Source organism: Flavobacterium sp., assembly GCF_004295795.1.
Lineage (GTDB): Bacteria > Bacteroidota > Bacteroidia > Flavobacteriales > Flavobacteriaceae > Flavobacterium.
The window spans coordinates 140,191-157,668 of sequence record NZ_SEBR01000008.1; the positions used below are offsets into that span (position 1 = coordinate 140,191).

Annotated in this window: 20 protein-coding genes and 1 riboswitch; of the genes, 13 read left to right on the forward strand and 7 right to left on the reverse strand. The window is 45.8% G+C overall.

The window, feature by feature from the left end; translation table 11 throughout:
- Positions 1-408, reverse strand: a complete 408-nt coding sequence (locus EOO49_RS09035) for a PIN domain-containing protein (RefSeq protein ID WP_290844845.1) — start codon at positions 406-408, stop codon at positions 1-3.
- Complete coding sequence (locus tag EOO49_RS09040) at positions 405-647, reverse strand: DUF6364 family protein (RefSeq protein ID WP_290844847.1); 243 nt, start codon at positions 645-647, stop codon at positions 405-407. The genes EOO49_RS09035 and EOO49_RS09040 overlap by 4 nt, the downstream gene beginning before the upstream one ends.
- A 337-nt stretch (positions 648-984) precedes the next feature.
- On the opposite strand from EOO49_RS09040, the gene EOO49_RS09045 reads away from it, so the two are divergent.
- From EOO49_RS09045 to EOO49_RS09055, 3 genes are all read left to right on the forward strand, one after another.
- A complete protein-coding gene (locus tag EOO49_RS09045) occupies positions 985-1,596 on the forward strand; it encodes an N-acetylmuramoyl-L-alanine amidase (protein ID WP_290844849.1) in 612 nt (203 codons plus the stop codon).
- 45 nt (positions 1,597-1,641) lie between these two features.
- Positions 1,642-2,253 carry an N-acetylmuramoyl-L-alanine amidase gene (locus EOO49_RS09050; RefSeq protein ID WP_290844851.1) on the forward strand — a complete coding sequence of 204 codons (612 nt, stop codon included), beginning with the start codon at positions 1,642-1,644 and terminating at the stop codon, positions 2,251-2,253.
- A 66-nt stretch (positions 2,254-2,319) separates the two neighbouring features.
- Positions 2,320-2,685, forward strand: coding sequence for a hypothetical protein (locus tag EOO49_RS09055; protein WP_290844853.1), 366 nt, complete (start codon positions 2,320-2,322; stop codon positions 2,683-2,685).
- Between the two features lie 174 nt (positions 2,686-2,859).
- On the opposite strand, the gene EOO49_RS09060 is transcribed toward EOO49_RS09055, so the two are convergent.
- A complete protein-coding gene (locus tag EOO49_RS09060; RefSeq protein WP_290844855.1) occupies positions 2,860-3,915 on the reverse strand; it encodes a DUF5074 domain-containing protein in 1,056 nt (351 codons plus the stop codon).
- A 1-nt stretch (position 3,916) separates the two neighbouring features.
- Positions 3,917-5,752, reverse strand: a complete 1,836-nt coding sequence (locus tag EOO49_RS09065; protein WP_290844857.1) for a TonB-dependent siderophore receptor — start codon at positions 5,750-5,752, stop codon at positions 3,917-3,919.
- Between the two features lie 27 nt (positions 5,753-5,779).
- Positions 5,780-5,961, reverse strand: a riboswitch (cobalamin riboswitch).
- Positions 5,962-6,052: 91 nt separating this feature from the next.
- Between EOO49_RS09065 and EOO49_RS09070 the strand changes: the two genes are divergently transcribed.
- The 4 genes from EOO49_RS09070 to EOO49_RS09085 all read left to right on the forward strand — a co-directional run bounded on the left by EOO49_RS09070 (position 6,053) and on the right by EOO49_RS09085 (position 9,840).
- A complete protein-coding gene (locus EOO49_RS09070; protein ID WP_290844859.1) occupies positions 6,053-7,192 on the forward strand; it encodes an ABC transporter substrate-binding protein in 1,140 nt (379 codons plus the stop codon).
- Between the two features lie 268 nt (positions 7,193-7,460).
- The gene (locus tag EOO49_RS09075; RefSeq protein ID WP_290844861.1) at positions 7,461-8,489 is read left to right on the forward strand and encodes an iron ABC transporter permease; all 1,029 of its coding nucleotides are present in this window, start codon (positions 7,461-7,463) and stop codon (positions 8,487-8,489) included.
- Positions 8,489-9,274, forward strand: a complete 786-nt coding sequence (locus EOO49_RS09080) for an ABC transporter ATP-binding protein (RefSeq protein WP_290844863.1) — start codon at positions 8,489-8,491, stop codon at positions 9,272-9,274. Before EOO49_RS09075 ends, EOO49_RS09080 begins: the two co-directional genes overlap by 1 nt.
- Positions 9,275-9,333: 59 nt before the next feature.
- Complete coding sequence (locus tag EOO49_RS09085; protein ID WP_290844865.1) at positions 9,334-9,840, forward strand: hypothetical protein; 507 nt, start codon at positions 9,334-9,336, stop codon at positions 9,838-9,840.
- Here the strand turns inward: EOO49_RS09085 and EOO49_RS09090 are convergent, their stop codons facing one another.
- Positions 9,841-10,395: a pseudouridine synthase gene (locus tag EOO49_RS09090; RefSeq protein WP_290844867.1), complete on the reverse strand. Its 555-nt coding sequence runs from the start codon at positions 10,393-10,395 to the stop codon at positions 9,841-9,843.
- A gap of 77 nt (positions 10,396-10,472) precedes the next feature.
- Between EOO49_RS09090 and EOO49_RS09095 the strand changes: the two genes are divergently transcribed.
- Both EOO49_RS09095 and EOO49_RS09100 read left to right on the forward strand, forming a co-directional pair.
- The gene (locus EOO49_RS09095) at positions 10,473-10,784 is read left to right on the forward strand and encodes a hypothetical protein (RefSeq protein WP_290844869.1); all 312 of its coding nucleotides are present in this window, start codon (positions 10,473-10,475) and stop codon (positions 10,782-10,784) included.
- Between the two features lie 51 nt (positions 10,785-10,835).
- Positions 10,836-11,492: a suppressor of fused domain protein gene (locus tag EOO49_RS09100; RefSeq protein WP_290844870.1), complete on the forward strand. Its 657-nt coding sequence runs from the start codon at positions 10,836-10,838 to the stop codon at positions 11,490-11,492.
- Positions 11,493-12,158: 666 nt separating this feature from the next.
- Here the strand turns inward: EOO49_RS09100 and EOO49_RS09105 are convergent.
- Entirely contained in the window at positions 12,159-12,545 is a 387-nt protein-coding gene (locus EOO49_RS09105; RefSeq protein ID WP_290844872.1) for a hypothetical protein, read from the reverse strand.
- A gap of 23 nt (positions 12,546-12,568) precedes the next feature.
- The gene (locus EOO49_RS09110; protein WP_290844874.1) at positions 12,569-13,105 is read right to left on the reverse strand and encodes a YceI family protein; all 537 of its coding nucleotides are present in this window, start codon (positions 13,103-13,105) and stop codon (positions 12,569-12,571) included.
- 204 nt (positions 13,106-13,309) lie between these two features.
- Between EOO49_RS09110 and EOO49_RS09115 the strand changes: the two genes are divergently transcribed.
- The 4 genes from EOO49_RS09115 to EOO49_RS09130 all read left to right on the forward strand — a co-directional run bounded on the left by EOO49_RS09115 (position 13,310) and on the right by EOO49_RS09130 (position 17,400).
- Positions 13,310-14,728, forward strand: coding sequence for an MATE family efflux transporter (locus EOO49_RS09115; RefSeq protein ID WP_290844875.1), 1,419 nt, complete (start codon positions 13,310-13,312; stop codon positions 14,726-14,728).
- Positions 14,729-15,082: 354 nt separating this feature from the next.
- Entirely contained in the window at positions 15,083-15,352 is a 270-nt protein-coding gene (locus EOO49_RS09120) for a hypothetical protein (protein ID WP_290844877.1), read from the forward strand.
- Positions 15,353-15,483: 131 nt separating this feature from the next.
- The gene (gene rmuC / locus EOO49_RS09125; RefSeq protein ID WP_290844879.1) at positions 15,484-16,857 is read left to right on the forward strand and encodes a DNA recombination protein RmuC; all 1,374 of its coding nucleotides are present in this window, start codon (positions 15,484-15,486) and stop codon (positions 16,855-16,857) included.
- Entirely contained in the window at positions 16,858-17,400 is a 543-nt protein-coding gene (locus tag EOO49_RS09130) for an acyl-CoA thioesterase (protein ID WP_290844881.1), read from the forward strand. It begins immediately after the preceding gene.
- The last annotated feature ends 78 nt before the right edge of the window (positions 17,401-17,478 follow it).

The window sequence follows — 17,478 nt, forward strand, 5'->3', positions numbered from 1 at the left end:
TCAGAGAAAAAACGCCTCCGGACTCATAACCGGAATCTCGCTTCCTTTGAAATCCCTGACGTCGCGCGTGATTATCGCATCAATTCCCGTTATCGAAGAAGCACATACGATTTGGATCGCATCTTCGAAATCCTTGTGACTCGACCGCAATCCTCTTTTGATTACGTCGTCAGTTACCGGAATCACGGCAAGAAAATCGAGAAGATCGTACAGGATTTCCCTTAAGCTTTTTTCGTCCACATACTTTTTGAGGATGTTATGCGTCGTGGCGATCGCGTGAGACGAAGTGAATAACTGCAGTTCACTTTCCTCGGCAAGCTGGAACAATTTCGCAGCATATTTGCTGAACGGCTTTCTGTCGGCGATCAAATCGATGATGATATTCGTATCCAGAAAAACCTTTTTCATAGGTATTTCTTTTCCATTGCGGCTCTTAATTCTGCGTTTTCATCGAAATCGCTCGGAAGACTGACCGCGCCAATGATCTTTTTTAGTTTTGGGGACGGTTCATTCACAGCATTCTCGTTCGTGATCGATTCCAGGTAATTCTCAATAATTTCCGACAGGCTTCGCCCGGTACTTTTCGCATAAGACTTGGCCTTGTCGATTATCGACTTTTCGACCGTCAATGTTAACTTGGTTGTCATGACACGTGTGTTTAATTCAAAAATACGTATAAGCATTGAGGTTTCAAAATTACATGTTGGTAAATTAGTGAGAAGCTTACATTTCAAAGAAGTTGAAAGTCGCTAAATAATAGGCTTACAAAATTAAATGGCCTACTGAATCTGCGTTTACAGAAAATCTGTAAATTTTGTTAAAAGTTGGATTCACGTTTTAACTCTATTGATGTGATTTCGGAAATTTGTGAATATGTTTGTTCAAAACGCAACTATTTGGCTTTACCGTTAGGATTTTTTTTGACCTACTTTGCAATTAATGTCAGGTAACTTCCGTTAAAAACCTGACTGACCAAATCTTAGCATGAAAAAATCGATCAAACTTCTGGTGGCGATCGCTGCCGTTTCCGGATTGGCATTCATCGGAAAACCGAAACACGAAGATCCGAACAAAATTCACGTGGTAATCGACGCAGGACATGGCGGAAACGACTTCGGCGCCTCTTTCGAAAATCTGTCCGAAAAGGAAATCGTGTCCCAAATCACGCACAAGATCCAAAAACTAAACAAAAACCAGAATGTCGAGATCGTTTTGACGCGCGCATCGGACGAACCCGTCTCGCTGCAACAACGCACCAACGTAATCAATTCTGCCAAACCTGACCTGGTGATCTCGCTTCACGTCGCGGCCAGCAAGGATGTTGAAAAATCAGGCATCAGGCTTTATATCGCCAAGGAAAATGCTTCGAAAGAACGCGCTCTCGATCTGGCTTCGAAATTGTCGGCACGTTTCAAAAAGAACCATGCTTTCCACGTCTCGGAAATCCAGGAAGCGCCACTTTTTGTACTCCAGAATTCTCAGGCGCGCCGGCCATCGTGCTCGAACTTGGCTATCTCACCAACGGCGGGGATCGCGCATATCTCACCGATGAAAAACAACAATTCCGGATCGCGCGCACCATTCTCGAATGCGTGAACGACCTCAAATCGCAACCAATTTCCAACCCATAAAGCAACAACAATGAAAAAAAGTCCAGGATTTCTCACAGTCGCCGCGGCCGCGTTGTCGTTCTCATTCATGTCGCCAAAAGCGGATAAATTCGTAGTCGTGATCGATGCCGGACACGGCGGAAAAGACCATGGCGCGACACACGAGATGGCCACCGAAAAATCGATAACCGAAAATGTCGCCAGAAAAATAAAGGAATTGAACCTCGACAAGGAAGTCGAAATCCACCTCACAAGAGATTCGGATGAATTCATGGAGTTGAAGTCGCGCACTGATCTGATCAATTCGGTCGATGCCGATTTGGTTTTGTCGATCCACGTGCAAGCCAACAAGAACGTCGCGGCCAAAGGCGTCGAAATGTATGTGGGTAAAGACAATCCTCAAAAGGAAAAGTCGTTGGCATTCGCTCAAAAGCTCGGAGTGAAACTGCAAAAGAACCACGGTTTCAATTTGCGTCCAACGCAGGAAGCGCCGTTTTTTGTGCTGAAAAACTCGAAAGTTCCGGCAGTTTTGGTCGAACTTGGTTTTATCACGAATGCTGACGACTACAGGTATTTGACTTCGGAAGCCGAACAGCACAAAATTGCCGCCTCTATCGCTGAATTCGTTACTGAGGCGAAATAATGAAGTTCGCGAATTCGCGGCTTGTACTCCGAATCTGCCGAATACTTTATTTCGTACCTTCAATCCATGAAAGCCTCACTCCTATTTTTACCCGTAATTTTGCTGCTTTTTTCGGTCAAGCCCGATGAAAAACAATCGGACAATAAGAAACTGATTGTAGGAAAGTGGCAATCGGATACGATACAGAATGTGTCGGCGACGCTGGAATTCAAGGCCAATAGGTCGGGCTCGATCGAATGGAACGACAAAAAAGTGGTCGCTTTCCAGTATTCCATCGGAAAACACATCCTAAAGATCAAAACCGACAAAATCGAGGACAAACACCTGATCAACCAACTCGACGAAAAGGTTTTGGTGCTTGAAACCACTTGCCCTACTTGTGAGCAGATTCAGCTTCTGGACGAATTCCATTTCAGTCGTGTCAGTCGCTAATTTGCTTGGATCGTGTAATTTTTAAACCGCGAATTCGCGAATTCATCATTCGTTGTCAAGATGGAATTCGCGAATTCGCGGCTAAAAAACGGCGGCAATATTTAGCATTCGACGCTTCCGAAAAACAAAAAAAGCCGACAACAAAGTCGGCTTTCGTATTGAAATAAGTGGCGTTTAATTGAAGTAAAATCCATTCGGGCCAAGACCGACCGGAATCGACTGCACAAGCGCGCCATTGTTTTCGTTGTAAATGAAGACTTTTCCGTCAGATGTAAAATCTTCGGCCGCTTCAGAAATATAGATGCGCCCGTTTTCGACCGCGAATCCGTATCCGATGTAAGCAGAAGTCGAACCTGTCTCGATAAAAGCGGTATCGACAACCGAAGTCGCGTCAGGATTCGTTCGGTAGATTTTGGAACCTGCCGTGAAATACGCCAAGTGATCTTCGATGTCGAGGTTTTGCGCGTTCACGATCGTACTTGCAAAAGTCGTTTCCCCAAGAATCTCGTTGTTCGAAAGTTGGATTCTTACCAATTTGCTCGTTCCGCCAAACGTCGAACACAAAACATAAAGCACGCCGTTGTCTTCCTCGAGTGAATTTGGAGCTTCGCCAACATTGATCGTCGTTACGATCTGGTTGTTTGACGTATTGATTACCGTAATCACATCTCCGGCTCCGTAAAATCCGCCCGATACGTAAAGTTTTCCGTCTTCCTCTATCAGTTTCTCGGCTTGGTTGTTCACCGGAATCGTCGAAGTCACGGCCAAAGTGTTGATGTCGATCACCGCGATAAAATCGTCCGTCGCACTCGAGAACGAATTCGAATTGGTCACGTAAGCCTTTCCGTTGTGGACAACTCCATATCTTGGAACAGTCAAACCACTCGCGATTTCGCCCAACTTCTCGAAAGTATAGCGGTTCACGACCGTGATTTTGTTCGATCCGTTAGAGATGATGAACGCGCGGCTGTCGGCAAAAAATATCGACTGCGGAAATTGCCCAATGGTTTCGTCCTGTCCGTTCACGGCGGCAAAAATGTCCTGTTGCACGGTCTGCAAATCGTTCGAGATAAACGTCACGCCCGCGCCGCTTGTCGACCCGCCTTCGTTCAAGACCAAAAATCCGTTGTCGTAAGAGCCTTGTGGCGCGTTCGAATCGTCGTCGCTTGTACACGAGACGAAAAACAGCGAACCCGCAAAAAGCCCCAAAATGAGTTTGTTGAATTTCATGTTATATATGTAGTGTTAGTGTTACGAAATAATTGCGGCCGGGATTAGGCCTGCGTTCCATCGTTTGGTATTCGGAATCGAGTGTGTTGTTGACCTGGAATCCGATACGGTAAACGTTCGTGCGCCCAAAATCATAGCCGATTCCCGCATTCACGACGGCGTAAGCATCGAGATTGTAACGCGAATTGTTGTCGCTTCTAGTAAAAACTTCCCCGTTGAAAAGACTTTGGACGTTTGCCGAAAACTTTCGGTAATTGTAAGCAAGCGCGGCAGTCGCTTTGTGGTACGGAACGTAAATAAGTTGTTTTCCGGTTTTTTCGTTTTCCGAGATCGTGTAAGCATAAGTCGCGTTCAAGGCGAATTCGTGTCGTCCGAACGCTTTTTTCGCTTCGGCCAGAGCCTCGATCCCGTAAGATTCGACGCGGTTCACGTTAACCGGATTCCAACTCGCGCTTGTTCCGGGCAACCACTGGATCATGTCGCGGATTTTCATGTAATAACCGGTAACCGAAAACTTCGCGTTCGAAAACTGGAAGTCGTTCCCGATTTCGGCTTGATATGACGCTTCCGGTTTGAGATCGGGATTTCCGCCATCTGCCCAGTATAAATCGTTGAAAGTCGGGATTCGGAAGTTGCGCGATCCGTTGAATCTGACCGAATAAAACGAAAATGGCTTGTATTTGATGCCGCCCGAATACAAAAGCGGACTGTCGTAATTTTCGGTGATTTCCTGTCGGATGCCAAGTTCGTAATTGACTTTCGGACTGATTTTCTGCTTGAACAAAACCGTGCCTGATCCGATATTTCTTTGGTGGTTCGCGATATCGCTTCCGCGTCCGTTCGCCGATGTGTAATCGACGATCGCGTTGAGATAGATATCGGAACTGAAATTATAGGCGAAATCGTACTTCCCGATTACCGTTTCCACAGTAGCGAATCCGGACGCATCCGAAACCAGATTCTCGAAATACTGGTAATTCTCGTGCAAATAGGCCGCTTTCATCCGCGACACATAGTTGGCTCCGAGATTTGTCCATTCGACGAGATTCCTCGCATTGAAATCGCGGTATTTCGTCTTCGTATCGCTTGGCGTCAAAAGCGGAAAATGCCGCTGGCCATCGTAAACTTCGCCAAAATACTTGAGAAAATTCCGGGTCGAAATTTTACAAGCCGATGCGATGTTTATCCCGGAATTGTAATATTCGCCATTGAGGTTGTGGCGCGTCGAATTCGGGAAATCGTAGTTGTTCTGCGACCGATTGTGGAAAGCGATCACGTTCACGCCAAGTTTGTCCGACCCGAAATCAGCTTTGTAGCGATAGCGCTGCGTGTTGAAACTGCCGTAAGACGCGTCGATCGAATTTTTGAAATGGTTGCCGAAAGTCGGTTCGTTCGATAAATGCACGCTTCCGCCTATTGCCGAACTTCCGTAGATCACGCTTCCGCCGCCCGATCGCACCGAAATCGCATCGTAACCCGAAACCGCTACCGTGTTGAAATCGGTCTGTCCGTTCACTTGCGAATTGATGTTGATGCCGTTCCAGACAACCGCTGTCTGTTGTGCCGTCGTGCCTCGAAACGAAGCCGACGCGACGCCCGATCCGAGTCCGTTTTCCTTGAAATAAACGGGAGAATTGAATTGCAAAAGCGTGGTCAGCGACGAATTGTTGCGCCTCAAAACCGAATCGTTCAGCGAAAGCACGTTTTGCGAATCGGAGAATTTCCGGAACTGCGCATCGCCCACTACGACGTCCTTCAACGCAATGGAATCCTGTTGCGCCCAAACCATCGGACACAAAACCAAAAAGACGAAACAAAGGAGTTTTTTCGCTGTCATAAAAGCCGAAATCTTTTTCCCGAAGATTCGTTATTTTTGAAATCAGGCAGGTCTCCTGGCTCGCGTCCTTGTCGTTTGGCCTTCCCGATTTCGCAGTGGCAGCTTGGATAACGACAGTCTTTTAGCTTACAGTTGCGGGAACAGCTCGGAATTTGAATCCGATTCCCTTTTCATGCAAAATTGTTGCAACCTGAATTCGCGTGCAAATGTAGGCCAAAAAACCATTTCAAAATCGGGTTGAAAAAAAAATCGGTGTTCCGATTCGTTTCCGTTTATCTTTGCGCGAACCAATTTTTCCAGATGAAAACCCTTCGTTTTTCTTTCCTGCTGTTCGTTTTCGGACTCGTTTCCATCGGATGCAAAAAATCCGAAAGCACTGAAAACAAAACTATTGCCGTCCATAATTCGATCAAGTACGCAAAAGGACTTTCCATCTTCGATTATGGCGATTATTCGGTCGTGAAAGTGAACAACCCGTGGCCGAACGCCAACAAGGACTACACTTATATCTTGAGGGAAAACGGCGCGAAAATACCCGACAGTCTTGCGAAATTCACACAAGTGAACGTTCCCGTGAAAACGATTATCGCAACTTCCACGACGCATATTCCGTCTTTGGAAATGCTTGGCGTCGAAAATTCTTTGGTCGGATTTCCGAATCTCGATTACATTTCGTCCGAAAAAGTGCGCGCGTTGATCGACGCAAAAAAAATCCGGGAGCTCGGGCAAAACCAAAGTTTGAATACGGAAGTTATCATCGACCTGAATCCGGATATCATCATCGGATACGGTATCGACAACAACAACCCAACATTGGACAATTTGCAAAAAAGCGGCCTCAAAGTTTTGCTAAACGGCGATTGGAACGAACAGACTTCACTTGGAAAAGCCGAATGGATCAAGCTTTTCGGAACGCTTTACGGAGTCGAATCCAAAGCCGACAAAATCTTTTCGGACATTGAAAAAGCCTACAATTCGACGTTGGAACTCGTAAAATCGGCCAAATCAAAACCGACTGTTCTCGCCGGGGCGATGTGGGAAAACAAATGGTTTTTGCCCGAAGGAAACAGTTGGGGCGCGGCCTTGATCGCCCAAGCCGGCGGAACTTATCTTTGGTCAGATTCGAAAGGCACCGGCAGCTTGTCGTTGCCTTTTGAGGCCGTTCTCGATAAGGGAAAAGACGCGGAATTTTGGATCGGTCCGGGACAGTTTACCTCTTTGGCAGAAATGACTTCGGCCAATGCGCATTATGGGCAGTTCAAGGCTTATCAAGCGAAAAACGTGTATTCGTTCAGTTCAAAGAAGGGAAAAACCGGCGGCGTGATTTATTACGAGCTTGCGCCGAACCGACCTGATTTGGTTTTGAAGGATGTCGTGAAGATTTTGCATCCGGAGTTGTTGCCTGGGCACGAGCTTTTCTTTTTTGAGAAATTGAAGTGATTCGTTTTGAACGGTTTTTATTTGGTGCTGCCGATGAAACTTTAACAAAAAGTACATTTTTTCTGTATCCGGACTATTCGCGTTTCGGATAAATTTGATGGGTGGGCGGCGGTGGCATTTTTTCGGATGAACAAATTTCACGATCGGGAATTCTTCCGACACAAGTCAATCGAAAAGTGAAAATAGACGAAATTCAATTCTAGTAATCATTCGGGCAAGCCAGTTCCACCTTTCTCAACTAACTTACTTGTCCCGATTAAAAACGACTATGTCAAACCAAAAAACCAACAGTTTATTTGTAATCCTTGCACTGGCGGCGGTTTTCCTGTTCATTTTGGATTTGGCCTACGGACCGGTTTCGATTCCGATTGAAGACGTGGTCAAAAGTCTCTTCGGAGGAAAAGCGTCCAAAGAAACCTGGGATTACATCGTCGTAAATTACCGGTTGCCAAAAGCGATCACGGCAGTTTTGGCAGGAATGGGCTTGTCGATTTCGGGTTTGCTGATGCAGACTTTGTTCCGGAATCCGCTCGCCGGACCTTATGTCTTGGGCTTGAGTTCGGGATCGAGTCTTGGCGTGGCATTCGTCGTCATGGGCGCGGGCCTGATTCCGGGATTCCTGAGCGTTTGGATGTTGTCGTCATACGGAATAATTCTCGCGTCCTGCCTCGGAAGTTTCGCGGTTTTGATCGCAGTTTTGGCCGTTTCCCAAAGACTGCGCGACACGATGGCGATCTTGATCGTCGGATTGATGTTCGGAAGTTTCACCAGCGCGATCGTTAGCATTCTCACCTATTTTTCAACTGCCGAACAATTGCAGAAATACACATTTTGGGCGATGGGAAATCTCGGGAATTTATCGTGGCTTTCGATACTGATTTTGTCGGTTTGCGTTTCTGTCGGACTTTTGATCTCGATATTTTGCATCAAGTCTTTGGACGCACTTTTATTAGGAGAGAATTACGCCAAAAGTCTCGGATTGAATTACAGAAAAGCGAGATTCCTGATCATAATCGCCACGAGCTTATTGGCCGGAAGCATCACTGCCTTCGCCGGACCGATCGCATTCGTCGGACTCGCCGTTCCGCACATGGCCAAACTTCTGTTCCGCACGAGCAATCATAAAATCCTGTTTTTCGCAACATTGCTTTTCGGGGCAATCATTTTGTTGGTTTGCGACATTTTGTGCCAATTTCCGGGTAGCGACGTGACTTTGCCGATTAACGCGATCACATCCTTGATTGGCGCGCCAGTCGTGATTTGGCTGCTGATGCGAAAACGAAACGCTTTCGACTGATGGAAAACAAATTCCTGCATACCAAAAATCTCAGCATCGGCTACCAATCGAAAAAGCAATCGATTGTGGTCGCTTCGGACATTTCCATTTCTTTGGAAAAAGGAAAACTGATTTCGATGATCGGCGCCAACGGAATCGGGAAATCGACGTTGTTGCGCACCTTGACGGGAATCCAGAAACCGATTTCGGGCGAAGTTTTTCTTGAGAACAAATCGGTCTCCGATTTTTCGCCATCGGAATTGTCCCAAAAACTGGCTTTGGTCCTGACCGAAAAATTGCCGCCAAGCAATCTGACGGTTTTCGAATTGGTCGCGCTCGGACGCCAACCTTACACGAATTGGATCGGCAAACTCACGCCAGACGACGTCCTCAAAGTCAACGAGGCGCTACACCAAACCCGAACTTTTCACCTTTCGGCCAAAAAACACTTCCAAATTTCCGACGGACAACTCCAAAACGTGCTCATAGCGCGCGCCCTTGCCCAAGACACGCCTTTGATCGTGCTCGATGAACCAACGACCCACCTTGATCTGCAACACAAAGCCACGCTTTTCAAACTGCTGAAGACCTTGAGTTCGGAAACCGGAAAATGCATCCTGTTTTCAACCCACGACGTGGAAATGGCAATCCAGCTTTCGGATGAAATCATTGTGATGAACAACCGAAAAGTCACACAGGATTCGCCTCAAAACCTGATCGATTCCGGTCATTTCGACAAACTTTTTCCGGATGAAAGCATCGTTTTCGACAAGATCAAAAGGCAGTTCGTATTTCGTGATTTTTGAGAAAGTCTTGTGATTTTTTCACGTGCGGGTTCGCTATATTTGGGTAAGACACGACTTTTATGAAAAACTGCTACCTCTTTTTTCTGCTTTTCCTCTTCGGAACGGTTTCTGCCCAGATCAAACTCGAATTGACGCCTCAGGGATTTGCTTCCCAAAACATTCCGCGACCTCAGGTTCTCGATGAAAAACTGATGGAATCGGTTCGGAATTGGGTTGCGACCTACAACGAAAAAAACGAGTACGGCTACGACATTTCAGACGTTTCAAGCAATGGAATGACGATCGACGCTTACAAAAGGAACGCTTTCTATTACACGAACAAAGGCGAAGTTTTCCAACACAGGATTCGCTATCGCATGCGTCTCGATTTTACGAACCAGACTATAAAAGTACAGTTTTCGGTCACCGAAATCTATGCCCAAAAGAACTTGCTGACGTTGAAAATCTCTGATTTTTTCCTGCCTGACGGACGTTTGAAAGAAGATTATCGCGACGCAAAACCGTCTCTCGAGAAAACGACGAACGCCATCCTGAACAATTTCGCCGAGTTTATGGCGAGAGTATGATCAGACCAATTTTTCAACTTCCGCGACTTGTCCGGGTTGCAGGTTTTCGAGCCACGTTTCCCCTATTCGTACGCGAACCAACCGCAAAGTCGGAAATCCGACGGCCGCCGTCATTTTTCGCACCTGACGGAATTTGCCTTCGGTGAGCGTGATCGAAACCCAACTCATCGGGCCGTGTCTTTCATCGCGTACTTTGCGAAAAGGCAAATTTGGCGTCTCAATCAATTTTGCCTGGCAGTTTTTTGTGAGGTAACGCGTTCCTTTCACTCCGATTTCCACACCTTTTTCCAGCAGATTCACGGCTTCTTGCGTGATAATTCCGTCCACTTGGGCGAAATATTCCTTTTCCATGTGCTTTCCGCGCACGATTTCTGACATCATTCCATCTGTCGTAAGAAACAACAAACCTTCCGAATCTTCGTCCAGACGTCCTATCGCCATCGTTCCGACAGGAAAGTCGAAAAGCTCGCCGAGCAATTTCTTGTGGCGCTTCTTTTCATAGATGAACTGGCTCAAATAACCGAACGGTTTGTAGATGTGGAAATGGCGATGCATCCGACAAAGATAAAGCGATGTTAAACCTTGGGCAAGACCAAAATTTAAGCCGTAAATTTCTGTAAACACACGAAAAAATGGACACGACACACAACAAAGACCTGGGCGACAAAACAATCAACAACCAACAAAAAAAAGGCGACCTGAACGAAGGTTTCAGCGGGGAAAACATTCCCGAAGATTACAATCCGGCCAAGCACGTCAAGGAAAAGGAAACCGATGCATCGGGCAATGAAAAAACGGTCGATCGTGCGAGAAATGCCGATGCCACGACCGAAGCAGAAGGCAACTACAAGGAATCGGGTTCGCTCAAAAAAAGTGATCTGTCGAAAGAAAAAATCGACGGAAAAGAAGACCAGAATTACGATTCTGCCAAACGAAATCAGTAATTTAGGCCCGAAGCAACGCAAATCGAATGCTTTGAACCTAATAAAACACCGATGGATAAAAACGCTTACGAAAAAACCTTCACGGAAGACGACGCCGTGGGCTGGCTCGCGATCGACGCGGCTTTGGAAAAAATTTATGGAGAAAAGGAATCGCGCCATTACGGCCCGTTGTGCGGAGTGCATTTCGTGGCCGGCGGAACCGATCCGATAGACGGCGCTAGTATTTACGACTCCGAAAAACAGGAATTTCACCACCATATCGTGAGCTACGGAATGAGCGAACTTTATTACGATCCTGAAAAAGCCGAGGGCGAATTCAGCAAATGGGGATTCGAGTTCACTATGCGGATCAAGCCGTTCGAGGACGACAAGACCGACCCGCTTTGGGCTGTTCAGGTCATGAACAATCTGGCGAGATATGTGTACGACAGCGGAAAATGGTTCGAAGAAAACCATTTCATCCCGGCAAATGGCCCAATCCGTCTAAACACCGAAACCGAAATCACGGGATTGGTTTTCGCCCAGGATCCGGAGTTGGGCAAGATCGAGACGCCTCACGGGGAAGTTTCTTTTTTGCAGCTCGTCGGGATTACTTCAAATGAAGTCGAGCGCTTGAAGGCGAATCGTACTCAGGACGAGGTCGCGAAATTGATTGCGGAGTTGCGCGTTGGGAATCCTTTGTTGATTACTGATTTGGGTAGGAAATAGTTTAGTCGCAGGAGTAAACCAAAATAGGTGGTTTTTTTTTACCATTAAGGACGTTAAGTTCATTAAGGCTTTTTGAATCCGCATATAAAAGTTTTTTGAACCATTAAGGACATTAAGTTCATTAAGGCTTTTTGAATCCGCATATAAAAGTTTTTTGAACCATTAAGGACATTAAGTTCATTAAGGCCTTTTGAATCCGCATATAAAATTTTTTGAACCATTAAGGACATTAAGTTCATTAAGGCTATTTGAATCCGCATATAAAAGTTTTTTGAACATTAAGGACATTAACATTAAGTTCATTAAGGCTTTTTGAATCCGCATATAAAAGTTTTTTGAACCATTAAGGAAATTAAGTTCATTAAGGCTTTTTGAATTCAGCATAAGGTTCTTTGAACCATTAAGGACATTAAGTTCATTAAGGCTTTTTGAATTCAGCATAAAGTTCTTTGAAAAATTAAGGACATTAAGTTCATTAAGGCTTTTTGAATTCGGCATAAAGTTCTTTGAATCATTAAGAAATTAAGATTAGTCAATATTCGATGCAATCTTAACTGTCCTTAAACTTCTTAATTGTTATTTCTTTCAAGATTTACGTTCACTATCTTAATGACCTTAATGCTCTTAACGCTCTTAATGTTTCAAAATATAAAAAAAAGCAAAACCTTACTTTTTAGCTTTAGAACGTCTGGCAAATAAAACCTCAGCATCACGCAAATTCTTCTCAAAAAAGTCCGAACCGTATTTACCTCGCAACAAATCTTTCATCGCGTCAGAATAACATTTCTTGTCCTCGAAAACCACGCAACCCTGATGTGAAAAGTCAACCGAGTACTTTTTCATCATGTACTTGCGATAGAAATCTGCAAAGCCAACTTTGGTTTCAACCGTAAATCCGAAAGAATACACCTTATAAATTCCGTTTCCGAAGTCGGTTTTGGCAAGTTTCTGTCCGTCTTTGCACGAAGGAAAATACAGCGAATCGGCTTTAAGTGCACTGTCGGCAACCTGGGAAAATGCATCTGGAATCACGAACAAAATTCCGATTGTCATCAACAAATAAATCCTGCACCGAATCATTCCTTCTTGACAAACTGAATGTTAGCGGCGAGTTTCACGTCTTCGCCCAAAACAAGTCCGCCGCCTTCCGTAATTCCGTCATAAACGATGCCGAAATCGTGCCGTTTTATTGTTCCGCTTACTTCAAAGCCAGCGCGGTATCGGCCAAAACCATCTTTTAGTTCGCCTCCGAAAAGCACTTGGAGCGCGATTGATTTCGTTGTGCCTTTAAGCGTCAAATCGCCCAAAAGTTCGTATTCGTCTCCCTTTTTGTGTCGGAAAGAAGTCGATTTGAAATTGATTTCCGGGAATTGGTCGGCGTCGAAAAACTCCGGCGATTTCAAGTGTTCGTCCCGGTCGGTTTCGTTTGTATCAATCGAATAGGTGTCAATCGTGAGCTCGATTTTCGCATTGTCGAAATTCTCCTGATCGTTGGTTTCGAGTTGTCCGCGAAAAATCCGGAAAGCGCCCGTGACGGTAGAAATCACAAGGTGTTTGATCTTGAAATGTATTTCGGAATGCGCCGGATCTATTTCCCAAAAAGTAGTTTTCATACAGATAAGTTTGGTTGGATTAGTGAATTCCTAAAGTTACTCCCAAATCTGGCTTTCGGCAAGCGATTGGGAAAAATTTGTCTTTTTTAACCCCGTGAATTTGCGCAAACACAAGGTTTGATTTTGCCTTCTCTTGTTTAACTTTACCCAAAGTTTCGCCGATATTTCTATTCCTTCACAAATCGGCAAACGAATATCCGAATCATGTCGCAAAGCACGTCTTCCCAAAAAATAGCAACTTTTTTCTCGCTCGTCAAACGTTCCATAAAAGGCGAGCACACTGATCTTACCAAAGGAAGCATCCGCGTTTCGGTGATTTTGTTGGCCATTCCGATGATGTTGGAAATGGCGATGGAATCGGTCTTTGCGTTGGTCGATTTGTATTTCGTCGGACATTTGGAACACAGCAGTTTCGCGATCCAGGCCGTCGGATTGACCGAATCTGTCTTGACGATAATCTATTCGCTTGCCATAGGAATCAGCATGGCGGCAACCGCCGTCGTCTCGAGAAGAATCGGCGAGAAAAACCCCGAGGCCGCCGCCAAAGCCGGAATTCAGGCCGTCGTAATGGCTTTCGTGTTTTGCCTTGTCATCAGTATCTTGGGATTCATTTTCGCAACTGACATTTTACTCATCATGGGCGCGTCACCCGCGGCCGCAATCTACGGAACGCCGTTCGTGAGAATCATGATGGCCTCGAGCCTGATCATCGTTTGCCTGTTCTTGTTCAACGGCATTTTCCGTGGCGCCGGAAACGCGTCGATCGCGATGAAAAGCTTGTTCGTGGCCAACTTGGTCAACATTGTCCTTTGCCCGTTATTGGTAGGTTTCAAAGGTTTTGAGAGTTTCGGACTGATTGGAGCCGCGATAGCGACAACCATCGGAAGAAGTATTGGCGTACTCTACCAATTGTACCATCTGTTCAACGGAAAAAACGTGATCGTCGCCCAACTGGACTATTTCCTTCCCGATTGGAAACAGATCAAAGCCTTGCTCAAAATCTCGGCTCCCGCGGTTGGACAATTCGTGATCGCTTCCTGCAGTTGGATTTTCCTTGCGAATTTGGTCGCGACAACGGGCGGAGATGTCGGATCGGCCGGTTATCAGACTTCATTGCGACTCATGATGTTCTTTATGCTTCCGGCTTGGGGATTGAGTGGCGCGGCCGCTACTTTGGTGGGACAGAATCTCGGAGCCAAACAGGTCGAAAGAGCCGAGCGTTCGGTTTTGGTCACGGCGCGTTTCAATGCGATCTACATGGGAAGCGTGATGCTTTTATCGCTGTTCGGAGCGCATTGGCTGGCCGGGATTTTCAGCAACGATCCGGCGGTTCGCGAAGTCGGGACACAAGCGGTTCGCATCATGGCTTGCGGCTATATTTTCTACGGAATCGGAATGGTGATGATAAACGCTTTTAACGGCTCGGGCGATACGAAAACACCAACCTGGATCAACGTTTTCGGGTTTTGGTTTTTGCAGATTCCACTCGCTTATGTTCTGTCGATCGTTCTTGAAATGGGTCCGACGGGCGTTTTTATCGCGATTCCGGTCTCGGAAACCGCCATTACCATTGCCGGCGTTATCTTGTTCAGGCGCGGGCGTTGGAAGACGATTCAGGTTTGACACTTCTGGTTGACAAGCAATTCGTTGTTCAACGTTCGTTGTTCGTTGTTCGTTGTTCGTTGTTCGTTGTTCAAAATTAATCTCACCCGCATTTGATCCGACGAAACTCGGTTCAAAGTCGTCGAAACCTCATATAAGCATCGCGTTTCAAAACCAAATAATGGACGATTTTCGAATTTTGAGGTTCAAAAACCTATTTTACAGCGAATTAGAAATGTTAAAGTCAATAATGTAACTCTATCTTAAAATTATGTAAAAATTCAAAACGGTCGAAAAAGTAATTTAGCATCAAGGAAATCAGGAAAAAGGTTTCTCCATAAAGTTCACTCATCGATAACCTAAATAACAATAGTCATGAAATCAGTATCCTTTATCATCTCGGCCTTGGCACTGGTTGCTTCCATCTACTTTTTCACAGTTGATTTCAGATTATCTTCCGAATCAAACTACCTGATCTACATGGGAATGTTGCTAACGCTTATTTTCATCTCGATTTTGGGAATCGTCGTCAGCTTGCCGCTGGCCAAGATCGGACGTCCGAAAACACGCTCATTTTCTTACAACAGCTATTCGAGAGAGCGCATCCGAAACAAAACATTCGACTCTCAGTTTGGCATGTCATAATATAAATCTCCATAGATTTTGCCTGAATGGTCTGTGTAATGCGGACCATTTTTTATTTGCAAGTTCAGATTTGCGGATGATCTGACAATTCGAAAATCCTGCGTAAATCGAACTTTCCCTACATTTACGGAATGAATCCCAATCTCTTACTCGTACTGGCGTGTGGCGCGGCGCTTCTCATCGGATTTCTCGTCGGAAAACTGATCGCTTCGGGCAAAGCCAAGACAGATGCCGCGGCGTTGAACGGAAGATTGCTGTCGGCGAATTCGCAACTGGAACTCGTCCAGAAACAGCAACTGTCAGAACGGATCAATCTCGAAAAAACTATCGAGCGCCATCTTTCGGAAATCGCGAACCTTCGTGTGGAAAAAGAGGCGTTTGCGATCCAACTCACCAAAAGAGAAGCCGATTACGCCAATCTGTACGAAAAGCACCGCGAGCAAAAATTCGAGGTCGAGCAATTGCAGCAAAAGTTCACCAAGGAATTCGAGAATCTGGCCAACAAAATTTTGGACGAGAAGTCGCTAAAATTCACCGAACAGAACAAAACCAACCTGTCGAACATCTTGTCGCCTTTGCACGAAAAGATCCAGTTGTTCGAGAAAAAAGTCGAGGATACGCACAAGGAATCGATTGATTATCACGCGGCGCTTCGCCAGCAGATTCTGGGTTTGCGAGAAATGAACGAACAAATGAGCCGCGAGACGGTGAATTTGACCAAAGCGCTCAAAGGCGATTCCAAAATGCAGGGAAATTGGGGCGAACTGGTGCTGGAACGCGTGCTCGAAAAGTCGGGTCTCGAAAAAGGTCGCGAATACGAAGTGCAGCAAAGTTTCATGAATGAGTTCGGACAGCGCGTGCTTCCTGACGTCGTTGTGAATCTGCCCGACGGAAAAAAAATGGTGATCGATTCCAAAGTATCGCTTGTCGCTTATGAAAAATTTAGCAATGAGGAAGACGATTCGCTTCGGATTTCACATCTCAAAGAACACGTTGCGTCAATAAAACGCCACGTCGAGCAGCTCGGAGACAAAAACTATCACGATCTGTATCAGATGGAAAGCCCAGATTTCGTGCTGCTTTTCATCCCGATCGAACCTGCATTCGCGATCGCATTGAACGAAGACACGACTTTGTACAACCGCGCTTTCGAAAAAAATATCGTCATCGTCACGCCCTCGACTTTGCTTGCGACCTTGCGCACGATCGATTCGATGTGGACAAACCAGAAACAACAGGAAAACGCTTACGAAATTGCGCGTCAGGCAGGCGCTTTGTACGACAAATTCGTCGGTTTGGTGCTCGATTTGGAAAAGGTCGGAAAGCGCATCAAGGAAAGCAACGACGAGTACGAGAATGCGATCAACAAACTTTCGGAAGGGAAAGGCAACTTGATTACGAGCGTCGAACGGCTCAAGAAAATGGGCGCGAAAGCCAAAAAAGCGTTACCCGAAAACATATTGCGTCGCGCGGACGCCGAAATGGACAAACTTTTAGAGGAATAAATGGAATTCAAGACAGTCAAGGCTTCACACATAACGATCTCGGAACTCATGTTGCCGAGCCATTCCAACTTTTCGGGAAAAATCCACGGTGGATACATTCTTTCGCTCATGGACCAAATCGCGTTCGCCTGCGCGAGCAAATTCTCGGGACATTACTGCGTCACGGCTTCGGTCGATACGGTCGATTTCCTGAATCCGATAGAGATCGGGGAACTCGTTACCTTGAAGGCTTCGGTCAATTATGTGGGAAAAAGTTCGATGGTCATAGGAATCAGGGTCGAATCGCAAAACATTCAGACCGGCGTGACAAAACACTGCAATTCTTCCTATTTCACGATGGTCGCCAAGGATAAATTTGGTCAAAACGTCGCCGTTCCGGGATTGATTTTGCGCAACGATCACGATTTGAGGCGCTTCTTTAAATCAGTGAGGAGAATTTCTGACAAAAAGGCGCACAGGAATCATGAGGAAACTTTCGACTTCAAATCTGTTGAAGCCTTGTCACAATTGGAAAACTACAACGTGAGGCTCGAGAATTATTAAGAGTTTTCGTGACGATTCAGAAGTAATTCCAAATCTTTCTTACCAGATGTGAAAGGAATGGCGATTGATTCAAAATAT

What these genes read in the sequence shown, in the direction of transcription:
- EOO49_RS09035 (WP_290844845.1), bottom strand. Translation starts at nt 408, where the DNA reads ATGAAAAAGGTTTTTCTGGATACGAATATCATCATCGATTTGATCGCC.
- EOO49_RS09040 (WP_290844847.1), bottom strand. Translation starts at nt 647, where the DNA reads ATGACAACCAAGTTAACATTGACGGTCGAAAAGTCGATAATCGACAAG.
- EOO49_RS09045 (WP_290844849.1), top strand. Translation starts at nt 985, where the DNA reads ATGAAAAAATCGATCAAACTTCTGGTGGCGATCGCTGCCGTTTCCGGA.
- EOO49_RS09050 (WP_290844851.1), top strand. Translation starts at nt 1,642, where the DNA reads ATGAAAAAAAGTCCAGGATTTCTCACAGTCGCCGCGGCCGCGTTGTCG.
- EOO49_RS09055 (WP_290844853.1), top strand. Translation starts at nt 2,320, where the DNA reads ATGAAAGCCTCACTCCTATTTTTACCCGTAATTTTGCTGCTTTTTTCG.
- EOO49_RS09060 (WP_290844855.1), bottom strand. Translation starts at nt 3,915, where the DNA reads ATGAAATTCAACAAACTCATTTTGGGGCTTTTTGCGGGTTCGCTGTTT.
- EOO49_RS09065 (WP_290844857.1), bottom strand. Translation starts at nt 5,752, where the DNA reads ATGACAGCGAAAAAACTCCTTTGTTTCGTCTTTTTGGTTTTGTGTCCG.
- EOO49_RS09070 (WP_290844859.1), top strand. Translation starts at nt 6,053, where the DNA reads ATGAAAACCCTTCGTTTTTCTTTCCTGCTGTTCGTTTTCGGACTCGTT.
- EOO49_RS09075 (WP_290844861.1), top strand. Translation starts at nt 7,461, where the DNA reads ATGTCAAACCAAAAAACCAACAGTTTATTTGTAATCCTTGCACTGGCG.
- EOO49_RS09080 (WP_290844863.1), top strand. Translation starts at nt 8,489, where the DNA reads ATGGAAAACAAATTCCTGCATACCAAAAATCTCAGCATCGGCTACCAA.
- EOO49_RS09085 (WP_290844865.1), top strand. Translation starts at nt 9,334, where the DNA reads ATGAAAAACTGCTACCTCTTTTTTCTGCTTTTCCTCTTCGGAACGGTT.
- EOO49_RS09090 (WP_290844867.1), bottom strand. Translation starts at nt 10,395, where the DNA reads ATGCATCGCCATTTCCACATCTACAAACCGTTCGGTTATTTGAGCCAG.
- EOO49_RS09095 (WP_290844869.1), top strand. Translation starts at nt 10,473, where the DNA reads ATGGACACGACACACAACAAAGACCTGGGCGACAAAACAATCAACAAC.
- EOO49_RS09100 (WP_290844870.1), top strand. Translation starts at nt 10,836, where the DNA reads ATGGATAAAAACGCTTACGAAAAAACCTTCACGGAAGACGACGCCGTG.
- EOO49_RS09105 (WP_290844872.1), bottom strand. Translation starts at nt 12,545, where the DNA reads ATGACAATCGGAATTTTGTTCGTGATTCCAGATGCATTTTCCCAGGTT.
- EOO49_RS09110 (WP_290844874.1), bottom strand. Translation starts at nt 13,105, where the DNA reads ATGAAAACTACTTTTTGGGAAATAGATCCGGCGCATTCCGAAATACAT.
- EOO49_RS09115 (WP_290844875.1), top strand. Translation starts at nt 13,310, where the DNA reads ATGTCGCAAAGCACGTCTTCCCAAAAAATAGCAACTTTTTTCTCGCTC.
- EOO49_RS09120 (WP_290844877.1), top strand. Translation starts at nt 15,083, where the DNA reads ATGAAATCAGTATCCTTTATCATCTCGGCCTTGGCACTGGTTGCTTCC.
- rmuC (WP_290844879.1), top strand. Translation starts at nt 15,484, where the DNA reads ATGAATCCCAATCTCTTACTCGTACTGGCGTGTGGCGCGGCGCTTCTC.
- EOO49_RS09130 (WP_290844881.1), top strand. Translation starts at nt 16,858, where the DNA reads ATGGAATTCAAGACAGTCAAGGCTTCACACATAACGATCTCGGAACTC.